This is a genomic window from Burkholderia sp. Ac-20384 (assembly GCF_017104605.1).
GTDB lineage: Bacteria > Pseudomonadota > Gammaproteobacteria > Burkholderiales > Burkholderiaceae > Burkholderia > Burkholderia lata.
On sequence record NZ_JAAGPE010000721.1, the window covers coordinates 1 to 835 of the forward strand.

Below are 835 nucleotides of genomic sequence, written 5' to 3' on the forward strand. Positions count from 1 at the left end.
CCGGCGGCGCGGTGAACGGGCTCGAACTGCGCATCGCGGGCGCGGCCGCCGGCGGCGATCGCACGCACAAGACGATCGTCGCGCGGCTCGCCGCGCGCGGCCGGCACGCGTACCAGGCCGTCGTGATTGCCGACGGGCCGCTGACGCAGGAGCAGCTCGACCAGTTTTTCGGGTCGTTCAAACTCGACTGACGGCGGCCGGAGAGGGCGCTCAGACACTCTGTGACAACTGAAAGTTCATTCGCAGCTTTCGACGCTAGTCGCCGGATTTTGCGAGGTTTTTTCGACTATCCACAGCGCATGTGGATAACTTTGTTGAAAAGTTGCCCGGATTTCCCGCCAAGCCGCGCGGGACGGCCTTCCGGCCCGTTTGGTCGCTCGCTCGCATTTTGAGAAAAATCAATTAAAACAACGAGATACGGATTCCGTGCTGCAAAGGTCCCGCCGAGCCCCGATCCGGGGCCGGATTCGTGAAATTGTGCATAAGTCAAGTCTTGACAGCCGGATTTTGTCCTCCGAGGGCGTTCAGAGCGCCGTCAGCGCACGCCGGTAGCGGATCGCTTCGGCGATCTGCGCAGCCGTCGGCAGCGGGTCGCCGGCCAGGTCGGCGATCGTCCGCGCGACCTTCAGCACGCGGTAATACGCGCGCGCCGACCAGCCGAAGCGCTCGCCGGCCTCGCGCAGCAGCCGTTCGCCTTCGTCGGTCGGCCGGCACAGGTCGTCCGTCTCGCGGCCGCTCAGCATGTGATTCGTCTTGCCCTGCCGATCGAGTTGCAGCGCACGCGCCTGCGCAACCCGCGCCGCGACCGCGGCACTCGGCTCGCCGGGCGCCGATG

Annotated in this window: 2 pseudogenes; one reads left to right on the forward strand and one right to left on the reverse strand. The window is 66.0% G+C overall.

What is annotated here, in order from left to right:
• Positions 1–191 (forward strand): annotated as a pseudogene (locus G3O00_RS43015) (hypothetical protein); the annotation flags it as partial.
• 333 nt (positions 192–524) lie between these two features.
• Here the strand turns inward: G3O00_RS43015 and G3O00_RS43020 are convergent.
• Positions 525–835: pseudogene (locus tag G3O00_RS43020) on the reverse strand (ATP-binding protein); the annotation flags it as partial.